An 18149-nucleotide genomic window follows, 5' to 3' on the forward strand; every position below is an offset into this window, starting at 1 on the left:
GTCAGACCGGGGCATAAAACCGGTTGTTGTAAAGAAATTCGGTGGAGCGGTAGTTCAGTCGGTTAGAATACCTGCCTGTCACGCAGGGGGTCGCGGGTTCGAGTCCCGTCCGTTCCGCCACTTATTAGAAAATTAAGCCTGCTTTATTGCGGGCTTAATAATAAGCGTCATTTAGGGGCGTAGCTCAGTTGGTAGAGCACCGGTCTCCAAAACCGGGTGTCGCGAGTTCGAGTCTCTCCGCCCCTGCCATATAATGATCCTTTGCTTCGGCAAAGGATTTTTTTTGTCTAAAATTTAGCGGATTTTCATCCGCCACCTCTCATAGTAAATACTCAAACTCCTTATTCGAGCACGGTAACCTTCAAAATCTCTCGAATTTGTGCCTGCTTATCACTGTTCTGAAGCCAAATAGCATATAACGGTCGCGAAAGCGTCGCACTGTCAGCAACGGTATGTAACCCATCTTTCTCTTTTGCCCAAATCATTGGTAACCAGGAGCAGCCTTCAAGCGGCATGAGTTGTTGCCGCGCCAGCTCCGCCGAACTGGTTGTCAGCAGCGGAATGTCATCTGGTGCAATAATCCCTGCCTCATGCTGTTGGAAGTCCGGGCCCCACTCCAGTCGCAGATAGTTCAGATTCGCTTTGACCTGAGAAGGGCTCGAACAATAGAGTGCCAGCGTGAAATGTCCCAGCAACTGGCTGCTGAACTCGTCCATTTTAGGGGCTTCAGTGGTAATCAGGAGATCTAACTGACGCTCATGAAGCTGTTTAACCAACGATTGCCTCTGAGCGATACGGGCCTCGAACTGCAACGTGTTGTGTGTCGGATAGAGTCGCCCCAGCCAGCTATTGAGCATGCATTCCCACAGCGAGGCGCTGGCACCAATAGAAAACTCATTATGGCGTGATGTATTGGCCACTTCCTTACGCGCCAATTGCCAGGTACTCATCAGCGTTTCGGCATAGGGAAGAAGCTTCTCACCGGCCGCTGTCAGACGGATATTGTTACGATGTCGGGTGAAAAGATTCACACCTAGTTGGTTCTCAAGCTGACGAATACGAAAGCTGACGGCTGATTGCGTCAGGTATAGCGCTTCTGCCGCACGCCCGAAGTGGCGTGTTCGGCTCACTTCAAGGAAAGTCTTTAGCAATTCCGTATCCACAAACTTCTCCGCAAAATTATTTGTCGTGTTGATTTAAATGTTTTGTTTGACGCTCTGTCAAGCGTAACTAATACTCCGCGCCATAAATAGCTCAGCCAAAGAATTAGGAGCGTGTAGGATGGCGGAAAGCTTTACGACGACTAATCGTTTTTTTGACAATAAAAATTATCCGCGTGGGTTCTCTCGTCATGGTGATTTCACCATTAAAGAAGCCCAACTGCTGGAGCGCCACGGTTATGCGTTTAATGAGCTGGAACTGGGTCACCGTGAGCCCGTGACGGATGACGAAAAGCAGTTTGTCGCGGTATGCCGTGGCGAACGTGAACCGGCAACCGAGATTGAACGCGTATGGATCAAATACATGGCGCGAATCAAACGGCCAAAACGTTTTCACACGCTGTCTGGTGGTAAGCCACAGACAGAAGGTGCGGAAGACTACACCGAAAGCGACGATTAATAAGAAAGGGGCTAAAGCCCCTTTTTTACGCCATCATCTTCTGTAGATGAATCAGTAACCTTTCAATTGCCCGATATCCCAATGCTTCCTGTAAATGTACCCGCGTTATCTTTTCCGCTCCGGCAAGATCGGCCAGAGTCCGCGAAACTTTAATTAACCGCTGCCAGGCCCGGATCGATAACCCTAATTGGGCTAAAGCCTGTTCCAGCCATACAGCGTCCTCCTCCTGTAATTCACACCAGATTTTAATCTCATTGTTCTCGAGAAGGGCGTTGAGCTTCCCTTGGCGAGATAACTGTATCTGCTGTGCGGCAATGACGCGGGTCTTCACTATCGAGTTGCTTTCACCTTTTTCAGGCCGTTGGCTCAGAAGACCTGGAGGAGGAAGCGGGATCTCCAGTGAGAGATCAAAGCGATCGAGAAAAGGCCCCGACAGGCGCGCCAGGTAACGCAGGATTTGCTCCGGAGAGCTGCGGTTATGATTGCCCTGATAGTGTCCCGTCGGGCTGGGATTCATGGCGGCAATGAGTTGGAAACGCGCCGGATAGGTAATTTTTGCCCGAGTCCGGGAAATATGAATTTTTCCTGACTCAATGGGTTCACGCAGGGCATCCAGCACCCTGCGTTCGAATTCAGGGAGTTCATCGAGAAACAGAATGCCATTGTGCGCTAACGAAATTTCCCCTGGTGCGGGGATCGTACCACCACCGACCATCGCCGTAATTGATGCACTGTGATGAGGCGAGCGGAATGGGCGCTTACGCCATTGTTGGTGAAGATGCCCCGCACTGGTCAAGCTGAGGATTGCCGCACTCTCCAGGGCTTCCTGGCTGCTCAGAGAGGGCAGAATGCCCGGTAACCGGCTGGCCAGCATCGTTTTGCCGGTACCCGGTGGTCCCACAAGCAGCAAGTTATGTCCGCCTGCGGCGGCGATTTCGAGCGCGCGCTTTCCCTGCTGTTGGCCTATAACATCGCTGATGTCGGCCTCTGTGGCCATGGGTATGTCTTCCAGCATTTCGGGATAGGGCAATGAGATACGTCCCTCAAGAAAAGCACAAACCTCCTGCAAATGGCTGGCAATGAAACAGTCTGTTCCACCAATCAGACCAACCTCAGGGGCATTCTCTGCGGCCACAATAATTTGTCGGCCTGCACTGATGGCTTCCATCGCACCGGAAATGGCACCGGTAACTCCACGTAGCGCGCCCGTAAGCGCGAGTTCGCCGATAAGCTCATATTGGTTAAGTCTGGTTGTATTGAGCTGCTCAGACGCTGCCAGAAGCGCAATTGCGATAGGCAAATCGTATCGTCCGCCCTCCTTGGGCAAATCGGCCGGCGCCAGGTTGATGGTTATCTTCTTTGCAGGAAATTCATACCCGCTATTGATTATCGCGCTCCTGACCCGATCGCGTGCCTCTTTCACTGCTGTTTCCGGTAAACCCACCATAGTTAAGCCAGGTAATCCGTTACTGATATGCACTTCCACGGTGATGAGAGGGGCGTTTACCCCCAATGCGGCCCGTGTATAAATAATCGCCAATGACATAGTGCCTCCGTGAAAAGTCAGTATGTCGCGTTACGTAAGCACGGCAACGAGCAAAGTCATTTTTTACGGGCATGTATCAGGTGATTTTCGGGGTATTTCATTACCATTGCATTCAATTGGAAGCATGTTCGAGAAAAATAGCTATCGCCGGACGGCCTTCATGTAATGAAGAATTTTCATCTCAGTTATTTCTTATAAAAAACAATACTTTTTACCAATATCGTTAGCGCGATCAGAAAAAGCATCATAAAAAAATCTTGTATTGTTCTTCGTGTCTGTGTTAACTCTTTAGGTATTCCTTCGAACAAGAAGCCAGAAAGTACAGAAAATGACAGCCCTTCTACGAGTGATTAGCCTGGTCGTGATTAGCGTGGTGGTGATTATTATCCCACCGTGCGGGGCTGCACTTGGAAGAGGAAAGGCTTAGAAAACAAGCCTTAACGAACTAAGACCCCCGCACCGAAAGGTCCGGGGGTTTTTTTATGACTGCAAAAAACCAATGAGGAACAGAGTATGGCTATTAGCATAAAATTCTGTTTCTCGCGAAAAGCAACGGGGAAGTGACTATGAATGGGGCTCAGTGGGTGGTACATGCGTTGCGAGCGCAGGGAGTCGAGACCGTATTCGGCTATCCGGGCGGCGCCATAATGCCTATCTACGATGCGTTGTACGACGGCGGTGTGGAACATCTGCTGTGTCGCCACGAGCAGGGCGCGGCAATGGCGGCGATTGGCTATGCCCGCGCAACGGGTAAAACCGGTGTGTGTATGGCCACTTCCGGCCCTGGAGCCACCAACCTCATCACCGGCCTTGCTGATGCGCTGCTGGATTCCGTCCCGGTCGTAGCCATCACCGGGCAGGTTGCTTCCTCGTTTATCGGCACTGATGCTTTTCAGGAAGTGGACGTTCTCGGTTTATCACTGGCCTGCACCAAACACAGTTTCCTGGTGCAGTCGCTGGAAGAGCTGCCACGCGTTATGGCCGAAGCCTTCCTTGTGGCAAACTCAGGCCGTCCTGGACCGGTTCTGGTTGATATCCCGAAAGACATTCAGGTCTCCAGCGCTGCACTTGAACCGCATTTTTCCACTGTTGAAGATGAAACTGCTTTTCCGTTCGAAGACGTTGAAATGGCTCGCCAGATGATAGCCCAGGCCAGCCAGCCGATACTGTACGTCGGCGGTGGCGTCGGGATGGCGCAGGCGGTTCCTGCCCTGCGCGAGTTTATCGCGGTTACGCAAATGCCCGTCACCTGCACGCTGAAAGGGCTGGGAGCTGTAGATGCTGACTATCCGTATTACCTGGCGATGCTGGGCATGCACGGCACGAAAGCGGCCAACCTGGCAGTGCAGCAGTGTGATCTACTGATTGCCGTCGGCGCGCGCTTCGATGACCGCGTGACCGGCAAGCTGAATACTTTTGCCCCGAATGCGAAAGTCATTCATATGGATATCGACCCGGCGGAACTGAACAAGCTGCGTCAGGTTCACGTGGGTCTTCAGGCAGATTTGAATGCGCTGTTACCTGCGCTGCAACAGCCGTTGAATATCGATGCCTGGCGTAAACACACTGCGGAATTATGTGCTGACAACGCCTGGCGCTACGACCATCCGGGTGAGGCCATTTACGCGCCGTTACTGCTCAAGCAGCTGTCCGATCGCAAACCGGCTAATAGCGTGGTGACCACCGATGTCGGCCAGCATCAGATGTGGTCGGCACAGCACATGACTTACACCCGTCCGGAAAATTTCATCACCTCCAGCGGATTAGGCACGATGGGCTTTGGCCTGCCTGCGGCTGTGGGCGCGCAGGTTGCGCGTCCGGACGATACCGTTATCTGCATTTCCGGTGATGGTTCGTTCATGATGAACGTGCAGGAACTCGGCACCGTGAAGCGTAAGCAGCTGCCGGTGAAGATTGTCATCCTCGATAACCAGCGCCTGGGAATGGTTCGTCAATGGCAGCAGCTCTTTTTCCAGGAGCGCTACAGCGAAACTACCCTCACCGATAACCCTGATTTCCTCGTACTGGCCAGCGCCTTTGGCATTCCTGGCCAGCACATTACCCGTAAAGACCAGGTTGAAGCGGCTCTCGACACCATGCTGAACAGCGCCGGGCCATACCTGCTTCATGTCTCAATCGACGAACTCGAAAACGTCTGGCCGCTGGTACCGCCGGGTGCCAGTAATGCAGAAATGCTGGAGAAATTATCATGATGCATCATCAGGTTGCCGTTCAAGCCCGCTTCAATCCGGAAACGTTAGAGCGCGTTTTGCGTGTGGTACGCCATCGTGGCTTTCAAATTTGTGCCATGAATATGGAAACCGCCACTGACGCCCAGAACATAAATATTGAATTGACCGTTGCCAGCCTTCGTCCAGTCGAATTACTGTTTAGCCAGTTAAGCAAACTGGTAGACGTCGCCCGCGTCGAAATCCAGCAACGAACAACATCATCACAACAAATCCGCGCTTGAGCGCAAAAGGAAGAACAATGACGACGAAAAAAGCTGATTACATCTGGTTTAACGGTGAGATGGTTCCATGGGGTGAAGCGAAGGTGCACGTGATGTCCCATGCCCTGCACTACGGGACATCCGTCTTCGAAGGCATCCGTTGCTACGATTCTCACAAAGGCCCGGTGGTGTTCCGTCATCGTGAACACATGCAGCGTCTGCATGATTCAGCCAAAATTTATCGTTTCCCGGTTTCTCAGAGCGTCGATGAACTGATGGAAGCCTGCCGTAATGTTATTCGTAAAAACAACCTGACCAGCGCCTACATTCGTCCTCTGGTATTCGTTGGCGATGTCGGTATGGGCGTGAACCCGCCAGACGGTTATAACACTGACGTTATCATTGCTGCTTTCCCTTGGGGTGCATACCTCGGCGCAGAAGCGCTGGACCAAGGGATCGACGCAATGGTGTCTTCCTGGAATCGTGTGGCGCCGAACACCATCCCAACCGCAGCAAAAGCAGGCGGGAACTACCTTTCCTCATTACTGGTCGGTAGCGAAGCGCGTCGTCACGGCTACCAGGAAGGGATCGCGCTGGATGTGAACGGCTATATCTCTGAAGGCGCAGGCGAGAACCTGTTCGAAGTGAAAGATGGCATTCTGTTCACGCCGCCGTTTACCTCTTCCGCGCTGCCGGGCATTACCCGTGATGCCATCATCAAGCTGGCGAAAGACCTCAATATCGAAGTTCGCGAGCAGGTGCTGTCCCGCGAGTCGCTGTATCTGGCTGACGAAGTGTTCATGTCCGGCACCGCGGCGGAAATCACGCCGGTTCGCAGCGTCGACGGCATTCAGGTGGGTGAAGGCCGTTGTGGCCCGGTCACCAAACGCATTCAGCAAGCATTCTTTGGCCTCTTTACCGGTGAAACCGAAGATAAATGGGGCTGGTTGGATCAAGTTAATCCGAAATAAAACAATGGGACGGCACGCACCGTCCCATTTAACAGATAGACGGGAGTAAACAGAGCATGCCTAAGTATCGTTCCGCCACTACCACCCATGGCCGTAATATGGCGGGTGCCCGCGCGCTGTGGCGCGCCACCGGGATGACAGATGCCGATTTCGGCAAACCCATTATTGCCGTTGTGAACTCGTTTACCCAGTTCGTGCCAGGCCACGTCCATTTGCGCGACCTCGGTAAACTGGTTGCTGAGCAAATCGAAGCCTCCGGCGGTGTGGCAAAAGAATTCAACACTATCGCCGTCGATGATGGTATCGCCATGGGTCACGGGGGCATGCTGTATTCACTGCCTTCACGCGAGCTGATCGCCGATTCCGTGGAATACATGGTGAACGCCCACTGCGCCGATGCAATGGTGTGTATCTCCAATTGCGACAAAATCACCCCAGGGATGCTGATGGCATCTCTGCGCCTTAACATTCCAGTTATCTTTGTTTCCGGTGGCCCGATGGAGGCCGGTAAAACCAAGCTTTCCGATCAGATAATCAAGTTGGACCTGGTTGATGCGATGATTCAGGGCGCGGACCCTAAAGTGTCCGACGAGCAGAGCGAACAGATTGAGCGCTCCGCGTGCCCGACCTGTGGTTCCTGTTCTGGCATGTTCACCGCCAACTCGATGAACTGCCTGACTGAAGCGCTGGGCCTGTCGCAGCCGGGCAACGGCTCGCTGCTGGCAACGCACGCCGACCGTAAGGACCTGTTCCTCAACGCCGGCACGCGCATCGTTGAGCTGACCAAGCGTTATTATGAGCAGGACGACGCGTCTGCGCTGCCGCGGAACATCGCCAGCAAAGCCGCGTTTGAGAACGCCATGACGCTGGATATCGCCATGGGCGGTTCCACCAATACCGTTCTGCACCTGCTGGCCGCCGCGCAGGAAGCGGAAATCGACTTCTCCATGAGTGATATCGACAAGCTGTCCCGCAACGTGCCGCAACTGTGTAAAGTCGCGCCAAGTACGCAGAAATATCACATGGAAGACGTTCACCGTGCCGGTGGCGTCCTCGGTATTCTCGGCGAGCTGGACCGTGCTGGGCTGTTGAACCGCGATGTGAAAAACGTGCTCGGGCTGTCACTGCCGCAGACGCTGGATCAGTATGATGTGATGCTGACCAAAGATGATGCGGTTAAAACCATGTTCCGTGCAGGCCCGGCAGGTATTCGTACCACTCAGGCCTTCTCGCAGAACTGCCGCTGGGACACGCTGGACGACGATCGTGCCGAAGGCTGTATCCGTTCACTGGAAAATGCCTACAGTCAGGACGGTGGTTTGGCTGTGCTGTACGGTAACTTCGCGGAAAACGGCTGCATCGTGAAAACCGCAGGCGTGGACGACAGCAATCTGAAATTCACCGGCCCGGCTAAGGTGTACGAAAGCCAGGACGACGCGGTAGAAGCGATTCTCGGCGGCAAAGTGGTTGCTGGCGACGTAGTCGTTATCCGCTACGAAGGGCCAAAAGGTGGGCCGGGCATGCAGGAAATGCTCTATCCGACCACCTTCCTGAAATCGATGGGCCTCGGTAAAGCTTGTGCACTGGTCACCGACGGACGTTTCTCGGGCGGGACTTCTGGCCTGTCTATTGGCCACGTCTCACCGGAAGCAGCAAGCGGCGGCAACATCGCGCTGATTGAAGACGGCGACATGATTGCTATCGACATTCCGAGCCGTGGCATTCAGCTGCAGCTGAGCGATCAGGAACTGGCGGCGCGTCGCGAAGCGCAGGACGCACGTGGCGATCAGGCCTGGACTCCGCGTAATCGCGAACGTCAGGTTTCCTTCGCGCTGCGTGCCTACGCCAGCCTGGCGACCAGCGCAGACAAAGGTGCAGTGCGCGATAAATCCAAACTTGGGGGCTAATCATGGCCGAATCCCAACCGCTATCCACCGCCCCTGAGGGGGCGGAATATCTCAGAGCGGTGCTGCGTGCGCCGGTCTATGAAGCCGTCCAGGTCACGCCGTTGCAGAAAATGGAGAAAATCTCCGCGCGTCTCGACAACGTGGTGCTGGTGAAGCGCGAAGACCGTCAGCCGGTTCACAGCTTCAAGCTGCGCGGTGCGTACGCGATGATGGCGAGTTTGACCGAAGAGCAAAAAGCGTGTGGTGTGATTACTGCCTCTGCGGGAAATCACGCCCAGGGCGTAGCGTTTTCATCGGCCCGTCTGGGCATTAAAGCGCTGATTGTGATGCCGGTGGCGACCGCGGATATCAAAGTTGATGCGGTGCGTGGTTTTGGTGGTGAAGTGCTGCTGCATGGCGCGAATTTCGATGAGGCCAAGGCCAAAGCTATCGAACTGGCGCAGCAGCAGGGCTTTACCTGGGTGCCACCGTTCGATCACCCGATGGTGATTGCCGGACAGGGCACGCTGGCGCTGGAGCTGATTCAGCAGGATGCGCATCTCGATCGCGTATTCGTGCCGGTCGGCGGCGGCGGTTTGGCGGCCGGGGTCGCAGTGCTTATCAAACAGCTGATGCCGCAAATCAAAGTGATCGCGGTGGAAGCGGAAGACTCTGCTTGTCTGAAGGCGGCGCTGGACGCCGGGCATCCGGTCGATTTACCCCGCGTCGGGCTGTTTGCCGAAGGCGTCGCAGTGAAGCGTATTGGCGATGAAACCTTCCGGCTGTGCCAGGAGTATCTCGACGATATCGTCACCGTCGACAGCGACGCTATCTGTGCGGCAATGAAAGACCTGTTCGAAGATGTGCGTGCGGTGGCGGAACCGTCTGGTGCGCTGGCACTGGCGGGGATGAAAAAGTATATCGCGCAGCACAACATTCGCGGTGAACGCCTGGCGCACGTGCTGTCCGGGGCGAACGTTAATTTCCACGGATTGCGCTATGTGTCTGAACGCTGCGAATTGGGCGAACAGCGTGAAGCGCTGCTGGCGGTGACTATCCCGGAAGAGAAAGGCAGCTTCCTCAAGTTTTGCCAGCTGCTCGGCGGGCGTTCGGTAACGGAATTTAACTACCGTTTTGCCGATGCCAAAGACGCCTGTATTTTCGTCGGCGTGCGTCTAAGCCGCGGCCTGGAAGAGCGCAAAGAGATCCTCGGCCTGTTGAATGACGGGGGTTACAGTGTGGTGGATTTGTCTGACGATGAAATGGCGAAGCTGCACGTTCGCTATATGGTCGGCGGGCGTCCTTCAAAACCGTTGCAGGAACGTCTGTACAGCTTCGAATTCCCGGAATCGCCCGGCGCGTTGCTGAAATTTCTCTACACTCTCGGCACCCACTGGAATATTTCATTGTTCCATTATCGCAGCCACGGTACTGACTATGGCCGCGTATTAGCCGGTTTTGAGCTGGGCGAGCACGAGCCGGATTTCGAAACCCGACTCAGCGAGTTGGGCTACGAATGTCACGATGAAACCAATAACCCGGCGTTCAGGTTCTTCCTTGCGGGTTAACCCTAATAAAAAGGGGATACCTGGCTTAGGTTATCCCCTGCCATATATCTTTTCTCTTTTATGACAAAGCACGTGATATTATTCGTCCTTCAGGGACAAAAGTGTGATGCCATTCATAATAAACCGCTCACCACGTTGCGCCAGCCTTAGCTCATTTTTTGGGGGCAATACTTGTCGCCCGACCACTTTTCCTGCATTAGTATTGTCTGTAGTTAATTTATAACGGCTGCAGAGGATATTCAGGTGAGAACGGATATAAGTGATGCCCCGAATGAAAATGTCCAGGAGTGTGAATATTTTCTACCTCAATTCACCTTTCTGGATAAGCACTATAATAATTCCACGGTGTTTTTTACTTCATTATATTTACTGCTTAAAGAGAAAGGCTACGTTCGGGACTCTTTTCTTGAAGCGATAATCACCCGTGAAAAAGTTTATCCAACGGGTTTACCCACATTACCGGTGGCGATAGCACTCCCTCATACTGACCCTCAGCACGTAATCCGCCCCTTTATCTCCGTGACACGGTTGTCACAACCTATTGCCTGGCATGAGATGGGCAATGATGACAACATATTGCACGTTCATTTTATTGTTTTGCTGGGTTTTATTGACCATAGCAGCCACCTGGCTGCGCTGCAAAAGCTGATGGATTGCCTTGCGGATGAAGAGGTTATCCAGGCACTACGTGAAATAGAAGATGTAGATACCTTTTTGAGTACCCTCACATCAAGACTGCAATTGGATAAGGATTGATAAAATGAAAAAAGTCATTGTTGCTTGTGGAAGCGGTGTTGCTACCTCACAAACGGTTGCCAGTAAAGTCACACGTTTATTAAATGAACGAAATCAGACACACATAAAAGTTGAAGTTATCGACCTGAAATCCCTCGATAGTCATATTAAAGACAGTGCTGCTTATATCGCCATTACTAAAGTTGATAAGCAATATCCTATCCCGGTAATTAACGGGATTGCATTCTTAACTGGCATGGGGATGGAACAGGAATTACAAAAAGTCATCGATGCCTGTAATAAGGCGTAGCTCTTTAATCCGTATAATTATTTTAGTGGAGAAGTGCTATGGACTTTCTGGGTGTAGTCATAAATTACATTTTGAATTTAGGCGCGCCGGTTTTTGTGCCCTTTATTATGCTACTTGCCGGGCTGGCAGTGCGAATGAAATTTCGTGATGCGGCATCGGCAGCCATCACGCTGGGTGTCGCATTTGTTGGTATGAGTATGCTGATCGGTTTTATGGTTGATGCTATCGGTATCGCTGCTCAGACCATGATGAAACGCACCGGCCTTGAACTCAGCATTGTCGACGGCGGCTGGACGACGATGGCGAATATCTCATGGGCGTGGCCCTATGCGTTCGCCATGTTTCCGCTTCAGGTTGGCGTAAATATTGTGATGTTGATGCTGAATAAAACCAATACCTTTAATGCGGACCTCTGGAACGTGTGGGGTAAGATCTTTACTGCATTTATTGTGGTGAGTGTCACCACCCCATTGTTCGGTCCCGCCTGGAGCCTGGTACTGGCGTTCCTGATCGCTGCCTTCCAGATCATTATGGAGCTGAATGCCGGCGATATTCACCAGCACCGTATCGAGGAGCTGACGGGGATCCCCGGCGTCACCTGTACCCACCGGATGGTGTTCTTTGGCGCAATCTATTACCCCTTCGATCTGCTGCTGCGCAAAATCCCGGTCTGCAATAAACCGATGGATGCTACAGCACTACGCGCCAGGGTCGGCGTATTTGCTGAAAATCACATCATCGGCTTTATTCTGGGGATCCTGTTCGGGGCCATCGCAGGCTATAGCGTGGCTAAAACGTTAATGCTGGGTGTACAGGCGTCGACGGCCCTGGTTCTGTTCCCGATGATTTCCAAGCTCTTTATGCAGGCGCTGTCGCCTATCTCAGAGGCGATAAGCGATTACATGAACAAGAAATTCTCCGGACGTAAGCTGTTTGTCGGTATCGACTGGCCGTTTATGGGAGGGGCGAGTGAAATCTGGTTTGCCATCATCGTGGCCATTCCGTTTACGCTGCTGTGGGCGTTGATCCTGCCAGGTAACAAGATTCTGCCCTTCGCGGGCATCATCAATATTGCGCTGATCGTCCCGGCATACCTGGTCACTCGTGGTAACACCCTGCGCATGGTGATCCTGAGCATCATCGGCGTGCCGTTTTTCCTGTTCGTGGGGACACAGTTTGCACCGATGATTACCGATCTGGGGCTGGCGACTAAAGCGATAACCATTCCTGCGGGCCAGTTGATTTCAAACAGCTCGATTGATGCGCCGGTCTTTACCTGGGCGTTCTCCTTCCTGTTTAAATTCCTGGAAGGTCATTTTCTCCCGCTGCTGTTTGCTGCCTGGTGGGCCTGTGGCTACTTCTTCTACTCCCGTGAATTGCGCCGTGAAAGTGCTCTGGCTCAGCGGGAAGCGCAACAGCAGGAGAAGGTGCAGGTGTAACACTGGAATTCACGTTGATCTCTGGCGGCATGCTCCGTCGCCAGATTTTTTCTTCGCAGGAGAATGGGCATGGCTATGGATAAACGCGTTGTCGAAGTTCTGGATGCCATTGTGAACGACCCCAGCATTACGGGGACGAAACTTGAAGAACAGTTTTGCCTGACGCGTAAGCAACTGAGCTATACGTTGAAAAAAGTGAATGACTATCTGGAATCGAATCACTTTGATCGCATTAATCGGCTGAAGACAGGGAAATTACACATCCCGCGTCATGTGATTGAGTACTTTCGTCAGAATCAGACCTCAGTGATTGAACACCGCTATCTGTTTTCGGAAGAAGAGCGGGGGCAGATGATCATTTTCATGCTGCTGACACGCAGTGAAAGGTTATCGCTGCTGCACCTCTCCTCATCGCTGGGAGTGAGCCAGAACACGATCATCAATGACCTGAAAAAAGTGCGTATCGAGGTTATCGAACACGGACTGGAGGTCAGTTACGATCGGGGAAATGGTTATCATGTTCTCGGTGAGGAACTGGAAAAGCGCTATCTGCTGTTGAACTGTTTACGCCGTGTGTTGGAAATTCCGGTGGCGAAAAATATCATCGCCCAATATCACAACGTGATGAGCGAGCACCTGGAGAAGGTCGGTAACGTTTTTAGTGAAATAGAAAAACGCTTTAAAATTCAATTTACCGATCGTCAACTTCAGGAACTTATTTATTTTATCTGCTTTGTCCTCCACCGTATTAAATCGGGTAAAGATCTGGTTCATATTCCGGGTAGTTATGCTGATATTAGTCGAAGCAGAGCATTTACTCTGATGCAAAGCGTTATCAGTAAAATCAATATTAATAGCGAAAATGAACTGATTTTCCTGACGGCACTGATCCAGAGTTCGAATGTTCAGAGTGTTGCGGACAAATATTTTCATCTGGACACCATGTTACTTGATAGCGTAGTGGCGGTAGTCGATAATTTTGAGAAAATAAGTTGTGTCACGATTAAAGAGAAAAATGAGCTGATTGAAAAAATCTATCAGCACTGGAAGCCTGCGTATTATCGTATTCGTTATCATCTGCTTAACACCAGTAGTGTTCACGATTTGGTGGTGAAAGAGTTTAGTCACCTGCATGAAATGGTGCGCCGGGCGTCAGTGCCGTTTGAGAAACTTTTGCATTGTGAAATTCCGGACGAAGAGATGGCGTTTCTGACTGTATTATTTGGTGGCTGGTTGACGCGAGAGGGCGTTATTCACCAAATTAATCTGCAGAAAACGGCAGTGGTGGTCTGCGAGAACAGCGCCACGATTTCGACCTACCTGTTCCTGACCCTGCAAGTGTTGTTTCCCGAGCTGCATTTCACCCAGATGCTGTCCCGTCGAGAGTTTGAGCGTTACACCGGTCATTACGATGTCGTATTCTCCACCACCCACCTGAATACCAACAAGATGGTGTTTGTGGTGAATTCCTCGATCAGCAGTATCCACAAAAGCGCTTTCCGCAATCATGTACTCAGCGCCTTGCAGGGCGTGGATCCGAATATTATTCAGATTGAGCAGTTGCTGCTGATTTTCGAGCGTTTTGGCAACATCATCGATCACCAGGGGCTACAGAGGGCGCTTGCCAGCTATATTTACGCGGAAAACAACGCCATCAGTGCCGTGGGCAGTTTTGAGCCGCCGACGCCATCCTTAACCGATCTGCTCAGCCGGGCGCACGTCCATTTTGCCGCCGAACTGCCTGATAGCTGGCAGCAGGCGATTACCCAGGCGTCAGCGTCGTTGCTGCGAACGGGCGTCATTGAGCCGCGCTACGTGCAAATTATGCTCAATAAAATTGCTGAAGAGCAGCCCTATATTATGCTGGCTGACGGCGTCATTATTGCGCATGCTGGCATTGATGACGGTGCCCTGGAAACCGGTATGGCGCTGCTACGCTTACCGCGTAAAATCGCCTTCGCCGATTATATGCATGCCGATATTATTATTGTTCTGGCCACCCATAATCCGCAAAAACACGTAAAGGCTTTAGCTCAATTAAATGAATTTCTCGAATTTTATGATGGCGTGAATGTTATTCGTCAGGCGCGAGATGAGCATGCCCTGATAATGGAAATTGCACGCCAACATTAATTAATTATTGAACTCCGTTGTAGCTCATATATTGCAACGCTATTTCACGGCGATGACTGCCGGGATAACACTCACCCTTAACACTGTAAATAGGATAAACATTATGTTGGAAATTCAAAAGAAAAATGTCGTTGAAATGGCCAGAACCGCGCAACAATGGGGGCTGTGTAAACACAAAGCCGGTAATTCCAGCGTGCGGGATAAAGACACTGGGCTTATTCTGGTGACCCCAACCACCATTGATAAAATGCATTTAACGCCAAGGGATATTGTGGTTATGGATGTTGAGGCTAATGTCATTGAAAGCGAAGCCGGTTTACGCCCCACCAGTGAATGCCTGATGCATATTGAGATTTATAAAACGCGTCCGGACGTTTTTGCCATCTCCCATACTCACTCTCTTTACGCCACGTCATTTGCCGTGTTGAACAAATCGATTCCTGCAGTGGTATACGAATGCGCCATTCTCAATCTGAAAGATGGGGTGATCCCGGTCGCGCCGTATGGCCGCCCGGGAACGACGGCGCTGTCGAATAGCGTCATCGAGCCTATTAAACGTGCGGATGCCATCCTGATGGAAAAACATGGCGCGATTGGGGTGGATAACGATCCGTACGAAGCGGTGTTGAAATCCGCCTATCTCGAAGAGATGGCACAGATTTACTACCACGCGCTGATGATCAACGGCGGCAAAGAGCCAGAGTCTTTCGCACCGGAAGAGCTGCAGCGCTGGGAGTATCCGTCCCAGATTAAGTTTGCCCGCTAGACAACTTTTCGTCTCTCGCCCGGCCGGGCGAGTCATCATGGAGAGAAGGCATGAAGAAGTTTATTAATCAGGCAGAGGATTTTATCCCGCAGATGCTGGAAGGGATCTACCTGGCCCACCCCGATCGCTTCCGCTGCGTCAATGATGACCTGCACTGTTTAGCCTCCGCGCACCCGGTGTCGGGGAAGGTTGGCATTGTGACTGGCGGAGGTTCCGGACATCTGCCCTTGTTTCTCGGTTATGTCGGTGAGGGGATGCTGGATGGTTGTGCGATCGGCGATGTCTTTCAGTCGCCATCGCCTGAGCAAATCCTGGCCGTCACACAGGCGGTGGATGGCGGGGCGGGCGTACTGTACCTGTATGGCAACTACAACGGTGATATTTTTAATTTTGATATGGCAGCGGAAATGGCTGCGATGGAGAGTGATGTTCGCACCGCTACCGTGGTCGTGGCTGACGACTCGGCGGGCGCTGTCGCTGGCGAGGGGGTCACTACGCGGCGGGGTGTTGCGGGCATCTTTTTCGTCTACAAATGCGCCGGTGCGGCGGCGGCGAGAATGGATGACCTGGCCGCTGTGCGGCGCATTGCGCAAAAAGCCGCTGATAGTGTGCGCACGCTGGGCGTGGCGCTGTCTCCATGCATCGTACCGCGCATCGGCAAGCCGGGTTTTCATCTTGGCGACAATGAGATGGAAATTGGCATGGGTATCCACGGTGAGAGTGGGATCCGTCGTGGCCCGCAGCTGAATGCAGAACAGATTGCCGAAGAGTTGATGTCCTGGCTACTGGCAGATTCTCCTTGTCAGCAGGGTGATGAAGTGGCGGTGCTGATTAACGGTCTCGGGGCGACGCCGCTGGAAGAACTGTATCTGATGTATCTCCATGTGAATCAGATTCTGGCTGACAGCAACCTCCGTGTGTTCCGGGTGTGGGTGGGTGAATTCGCCACCGCAATGGAGATGACGGGGATGTCCATCAGCCTGATGCCAGTGGATGAGGAACTCAAAGTGCTGCTTAATGCTGGCGTCGATACGCCAATGTTCCGACAATTTCCCGCTTAAGGAGGTGTTATGACGTGGGATACACAAGCGTTGCGGCAGCTTTTTGCACAGTGGGCACAGGTGATGATGAGTAATAAACCGATGCTGACCGAACTGGACAGTGTTGTGGGCGATGGCGACCTGGGGCTGACCATGAGCGATGGTTTTGCCGCAGCATATGCCTGCGCTCAGCATAGTAACGAACGCGATCTGGGACGTTTTTTCTATCTGACGGGCAAGGCGATGGCTGCGGCGGTACCCTCTACCATGGGCACGCTCATGGCTTCAGGACTGATGCAGGCCGGCAGGGTATTTAAAGCGCGGGAAACGATGGCCCCGGAAGAGGTGGGCACATTTTTCCAGGCCTGGTATGACGGCGTACAGCAGCGCGGCAAAGCGCAGCCTGGCGAAAAAACGTTTCTTGATGGCATGGTACCGGCCCTGGCGGCGCTGAACAGCCCTGCAGATCCACTGACGCAGGCGCGGGAGGCTTTACGACAAGCACAACAGGGCGTACTCCAGACGACAACCATGGTGGCGAAACATGGTCGTGCGGCCATTCATGGCGAGCGCTCACGGAGTTTTGTCGATCCCGGCGCGATGGTCGCTCAACTGCTCATACAGGGCTACTTTAACTTTGTTCAGGTTATTTGCCCGCGGGAAGGGCAGTAAGAAAGGACGGTGATTATGTTGAAAGAAAGGGTGAGGATCAGCAATCAACACGGTATTCATGCCCGTCCGGCTGGCGTACTGGCCAAAGTCTGCGCGCAGTACCAATCGCGGATCGAGATGATCTACAACGGGAAAACCATCAAAGGAAAAAGCATTATGAGCATCCTTGGTGCGGGGATTAAAGGTCAGGGATCGCTGGAGATCATCTGTAACGGCAGCGATGAGCAAGAAGCGATGGCGAGGCTGAAGGTATTGTTTGCGGAAGGTTTTGGTTTTGATTAGACAGGGGAGCCCCGGACGAGTCGCGTCAGCGTTGAGTCCGGGGACTCGTTTTTCAGACCCATAAACCCGGCAACGTGCCGGGTTTATGGGCATTCGGGCTACAGACGGTTAGCGAACTCATCCATAAATTGCAGGATCAGCGCCATCGATACGGCCCCCGGATCGCAGTGGCCAATCGCTCGTTCGCCAAGGTTTTTAGCGCGGCCAAAGCGGGCGACCATCGTGCTGGTTCCCTCTGCGCCCGCCATTGCTGCCTGCGCGCAGTGTGTAAGTGCTTCTGCTAAAGGTCGCTCACTCTCTATTCTGGCGCGTTCGGCGGCGGCGGCCAGTGCATCGACCATGGTTTTATCTCCCGGCAATGCGCCGCCACGCTGGTGGATGGCCTGCATGCCTGCAGCCAGCCAATCGGCGAGCGTTGCCGCGTCAAATTCCGTGTGGCCGGCCAGCGCTTTGCCGCCCGCACGGAATAGCGTCCCAAAGATAGCGCCGGATGCGCCTCCCATACTGGTCATCAGGCGGGTGCCGCTTTGCAACAGGCAGTCGCCAATATCAACAGCAGCAAACCCCGGTGTGCTCAACAGGGTTTTCAACGCGGTAAAGCCACGTTTAATGCCGATTCCGTGATCGCCATCGCCGATCACCTGATCGAGCGCGGTCAGGCGTGGTTCACTGGCGATCATCGCTTCAGAAACGTACAGCAAGCAGTCGGTGAATTGTCGGGTATCCATC

General features: G+C 52.8%; 18 protein-coding genes and 2 tRNA genes. 17 read left to right on the forward strand and 3 right to left on the reverse strand.

The annotated features are described in order from the left end of the window. The first annotated feature begins 43 nt into the window (after positions 1-43). Both MUU51_RS00920 and MUU51_RS00925 read left to right on the forward strand, forming a co-directional pair. Positions 44-120: transfer RNA gene (locus tag MUU51_RS00920), tRNA-Asp, on the forward strand. Between the two features lie 53 nt (positions 121-173). Further along, positions 174-249: transfer RNA gene (locus MUU51_RS00925), tRNA-Trp, on the forward strand. Between the two features lie 92 nt (positions 250-341). Here MUU51_RS00925 and hdfR read toward each other — a convergent pair. Then, the gene (hdfR, locus tag MUU51_RS00930) at positions 342-1163 is read right to left on the reverse strand and encodes an HTH-type transcriptional regulator HdfR (RefSeq protein WP_258966905.1); all 822 of its coding nucleotides are present in this window, start codon (positions 1161-1163) and stop codon (positions 342-344) included. 118 nt (positions 1164-1281) lie between these two features. Here hdfR and MUU51_RS00935 point away from each other — a divergent pair, with 118 nt between their 5' ends. After that, positions 1282-1620 (forward strand): MaoP family protein, encoded by a 339-nt coding sequence (locus tag MUU51_RS00935; protein WP_258966906.1) that lies wholly within the window; start codon positions 1282-1284, stop codon positions 1618-1620. A 25-nt stretch (positions 1621-1645) separates the two neighbouring features. Here MUU51_RS00935 and MUU51_RS00940 read toward each other — a convergent pair whose 3' ends face one another. Then, positions 1646-3166 (reverse strand): YifB family Mg chelatase-like AAA ATPase, encoded by a 1521-nt coding sequence (locus tag MUU51_RS00940; RefSeq protein WP_258966907.1) that lies wholly within the window; start codon positions 3164-3166, stop codon positions 1646-1648. Between the two features lie 328 nt (positions 3167-3494). Between MUU51_RS00940 and ilvL the strand changes: the two genes are divergently transcribed. The 14 genes from ilvL to MUU51_RS01010 all read left to right on the forward strand — a co-directional run bounded on the left by ilvL (position 3495) and on the right by MUU51_RS01010 (position 17420). Next, complete coding sequence (gene ilvL, locus MUU51_RS00945) at positions 3495-3593, forward strand: ilv operon leader peptide (protein ID WP_001311244.1); 99 nt, start codon at positions 3495-3497, stop codon at positions 3591-3593. Between the two features lie 139 nt (positions 3594-3732). Further along, a complete protein-coding gene (ilvG, locus tag MUU51_RS00950; RefSeq protein WP_159776708.1) occupies positions 3733-5379 on the forward strand; it encodes an acetolactate synthase 2 catalytic subunit in 1647 nt (548 codons plus the stop codon). Continuing rightward, entirely contained in the window at positions 5376-5639 is a 264-nt protein-coding gene (gene ilvM / locus MUU51_RS00955) for an acetolactate synthase 2 small subunit (RefSeq protein WP_097164576.1), read from the forward strand. The genes ilvG and ilvM overlap by 4 nt, the downstream gene beginning before the upstream one ends. A 17-nt stretch (positions 5640-5656) precedes the next feature. After that, complete coding sequence (locus MUU51_RS00960; RefSeq protein ID WP_159776709.1) at positions 5657-6589, forward strand: branched-chain amino acid transaminase; 933 nt, start codon at positions 5657-5659, stop codon at positions 6587-6589. Between the two features lie 56 nt (positions 6590-6645). Further along, positions 6646-8496 (forward strand): dihydroxy-acid dehydratase, encoded by a 1851-nt coding sequence (gene ilvD / locus MUU51_RS00965; protein WP_258966908.1) that lies wholly within the window; start codon positions 6646-6648, stop codon positions 8494-8496. A gap of 2 nt (positions 8497-8498) precedes the next feature. Continuing rightward, the gene (gene ilvA / locus MUU51_RS00970; protein ID WP_258964547.1) at positions 8499-10043 is read left to right on the forward strand and encodes a threonine ammonia-lyase, biosynthetic; all 1545 of its coding nucleotides are present in this window, start codon (positions 8499-8501) and stop codon (positions 10041-10043) included. Between the two features lie 243 nt (positions 10044-10286). Then, on the forward strand, positions 10287-10799 hold the full coding sequence (locus MUU51_RS00975; protein WP_258966909.1) for a PTS sugar transporter subunit IIA: 513 nt from the start codon (positions 10287-10289) through the stop codon (positions 10797-10799). A 4-nt stretch (positions 10800-10803) separates the two neighbouring features. Next, positions 10804-11088: a PTS sugar transporter subunit IIB gene (locus tag MUU51_RS00980; protein ID WP_159776713.1), complete on the forward strand. Its 285-nt coding sequence runs from the start codon at positions 10804-10806 to the stop codon at positions 11086-11088. Positions 11089-11126: 38 nt separating this feature from the next. Then, entirely contained in the window at positions 11127-12527 is a 1401-nt protein-coding gene (locus MUU51_RS00985) for a PTS galactitol transporter subunit IIC (protein ID WP_159776714.1), read from the forward strand. A 69-nt stretch (positions 12528-12596) separates the two neighbouring features. Further along, the gene (locus MUU51_RS00990; RefSeq protein WP_258966910.1) at positions 12597-14660 is read left to right on the forward strand and encodes a BglG family transcription antiterminator; all 2064 of its coding nucleotides are present in this window, start codon (positions 12597-12599) and stop codon (positions 14658-14660) included. A 103-nt stretch (positions 14661-14763) separates the two neighbouring features. After that, entirely contained in the window at positions 14764-15426 is a 663-nt protein-coding gene (locus MUU51_RS00995) for a class II aldolase/adducin family protein (RefSeq protein WP_159776715.1), read from the forward strand. A gap of 50 nt (positions 15427-15476) precedes the next feature. After that, positions 15477-16487: a dihydroxyacetone kinase subunit DhaK gene (locus MUU51_RS01000; RefSeq protein ID WP_258966911.1), complete on the forward strand. Its 1011-nt coding sequence runs from the start codon at positions 15477-15479 to the stop codon at positions 16485-16487. Positions 16488-16496: 9 nt separating this feature from the next. After that, positions 16497-17138 carry a dihydroxyacetone kinase family protein gene (locus MUU51_RS01005; RefSeq protein ID WP_258966912.1) on the forward strand — a complete coding sequence of 214 codons (642 nt, stop codon included), beginning with the start codon at positions 16497-16499 and terminating at the stop codon, positions 17136-17138. Between the two features lie 15 nt (positions 17139-17153). Further along, positions 17154-17420 carry an HPr family phosphocarrier protein gene (locus MUU51_RS01010; protein WP_159776718.1) on the forward strand — a complete coding sequence of 89 codons (267 nt, stop codon included), beginning with the start codon at positions 17154-17156 and terminating at the stop codon, positions 17418-17420. Between the two features lie 98 nt (positions 17421-17518). Here the strand turns inward: MUU51_RS01010 and dhaL are convergent, their stop codons facing one another. Next, positions 17519-18148, reverse strand: a complete 630-nt coding sequence (dhaL, locus tag MUU51_RS01015) for a dihydroxyacetone kinase subunit DhaL (protein ID WP_159776719.1) — start codon at positions 18146-18148, stop codon at positions 17519-17521. Position 18149: the final 1 nt, after the last annotated feature.

It is taken from the genome of Scandinavium manionii (assembly GCF_024764775.1).
In the GTDB taxonomy this organism is placed as follows: Bacteria; Pseudomonadota; Gammaproteobacteria; order Enterobacterales; family Enterobacteriaceae; genus Scandinavium; species Scandinavium manionii.

What these genes read in the sequence shown, in the direction of transcription:
- MUU51_RS00935 (WP_258966906.1), top strand. Translation starts at nt 1,282, where the DNA reads ATGGCGGAAAGCTTTACGACGACTAATCGTTTTTTTGACAATAAAAAT.
- MUU51_RS00940 (WP_258966907.1), bottom strand. Translation starts at nt 3,166, where the DNA reads ATGTCATTGGCGATTATTTATACACGGGCCGCATTGGGGGTAAACGCC.
- ilvL (WP_001311244.1), top strand. Translation starts at nt 3,495, where the DNA reads ATGACAGCCCTTCTACGAGTGATTAGCCTGGTCGTGATTAGCGTGGTG.
- ilvG (WP_159776708.1), top strand. Translation starts at nt 3,733, where the DNA reads ATGAATGGGGCTCAGTGGGTGGTACATGCGTTGCGAGCGCAGGGAGTC.
- ilvM (WP_097164576.1), top strand. Translation starts at nt 5,376, where the DNA reads ATGATGCATCATCAGGTTGCCGTTCAAGCCCGCTTCAATCCGGAAACG.
- MUU51_RS00960 (WP_159776709.1), top strand. Translation starts at nt 5,657, where the DNA reads ATGACGACGAAAAAAGCTGATTACATCTGGTTTAACGGTGAGATGGTT.
- ilvD (WP_258966908.1), top strand. Translation starts at nt 6,646, where the DNA reads ATGCCTAAGTATCGTTCCGCCACTACCACCCATGGCCGTAATATGGCG.
- ilvA (WP_258964547.1), top strand. Translation starts at nt 8,499, where the DNA reads ATGGCCGAATCCCAACCGCTATCCACCGCCCCTGAGGGGGCGGAATAT.
- MUU51_RS00980 (WP_159776713.1), top strand. Translation starts at nt 10,804, where the DNA reads ATGAAAAAAGTCATTGTTGCTTGTGGAAGCGGTGTTGCTACCTCACAA.
- MUU51_RS00985 (WP_159776714.1), top strand. Translation starts at nt 11,127, where the DNA reads ATGGACTTTCTGGGTGTAGTCATAAATTACATTTTGAATTTAGGCGCG.
- MUU51_RS00990 (WP_258966910.1), top strand. Translation starts at nt 12,597, where the DNA reads ATGGCTATGGATAAACGCGTTGTCGAAGTTCTGGATGCCATTGTGAAC.
- MUU51_RS00995 (WP_159776715.1), top strand. Translation starts at nt 14,764, where the DNA reads ATGTTGGAAATTCAAAAGAAAAATGTCGTTGAAATGGCCAGAACCGCG.
- MUU51_RS01000 (WP_258966911.1), top strand. Translation starts at nt 15,477, where the DNA reads ATGAAGAAGTTTATTAATCAGGCAGAGGATTTTATCCCGCAGATGCTG.
- MUU51_RS01005 (WP_258966912.1), top strand. Translation starts at nt 16,497, where the DNA reads ATGACGTGGGATACACAAGCGTTGCGGCAGCTTTTTGCACAGTGGGCA.
- MUU51_RS01010 (WP_159776718.1), top strand. Translation starts at nt 17,154, where the DNA reads ATGTTGAAAGAAAGGGTGAGGATCAGCAATCAACACGGTATTCATGCC.
- dhaL (WP_159776719.1), bottom strand. Translation starts at nt 18,148, where the DNA reads ATGGATACCCGACAATTCACCGACTGCTTGCTGTACGTTTCTGAAGCG.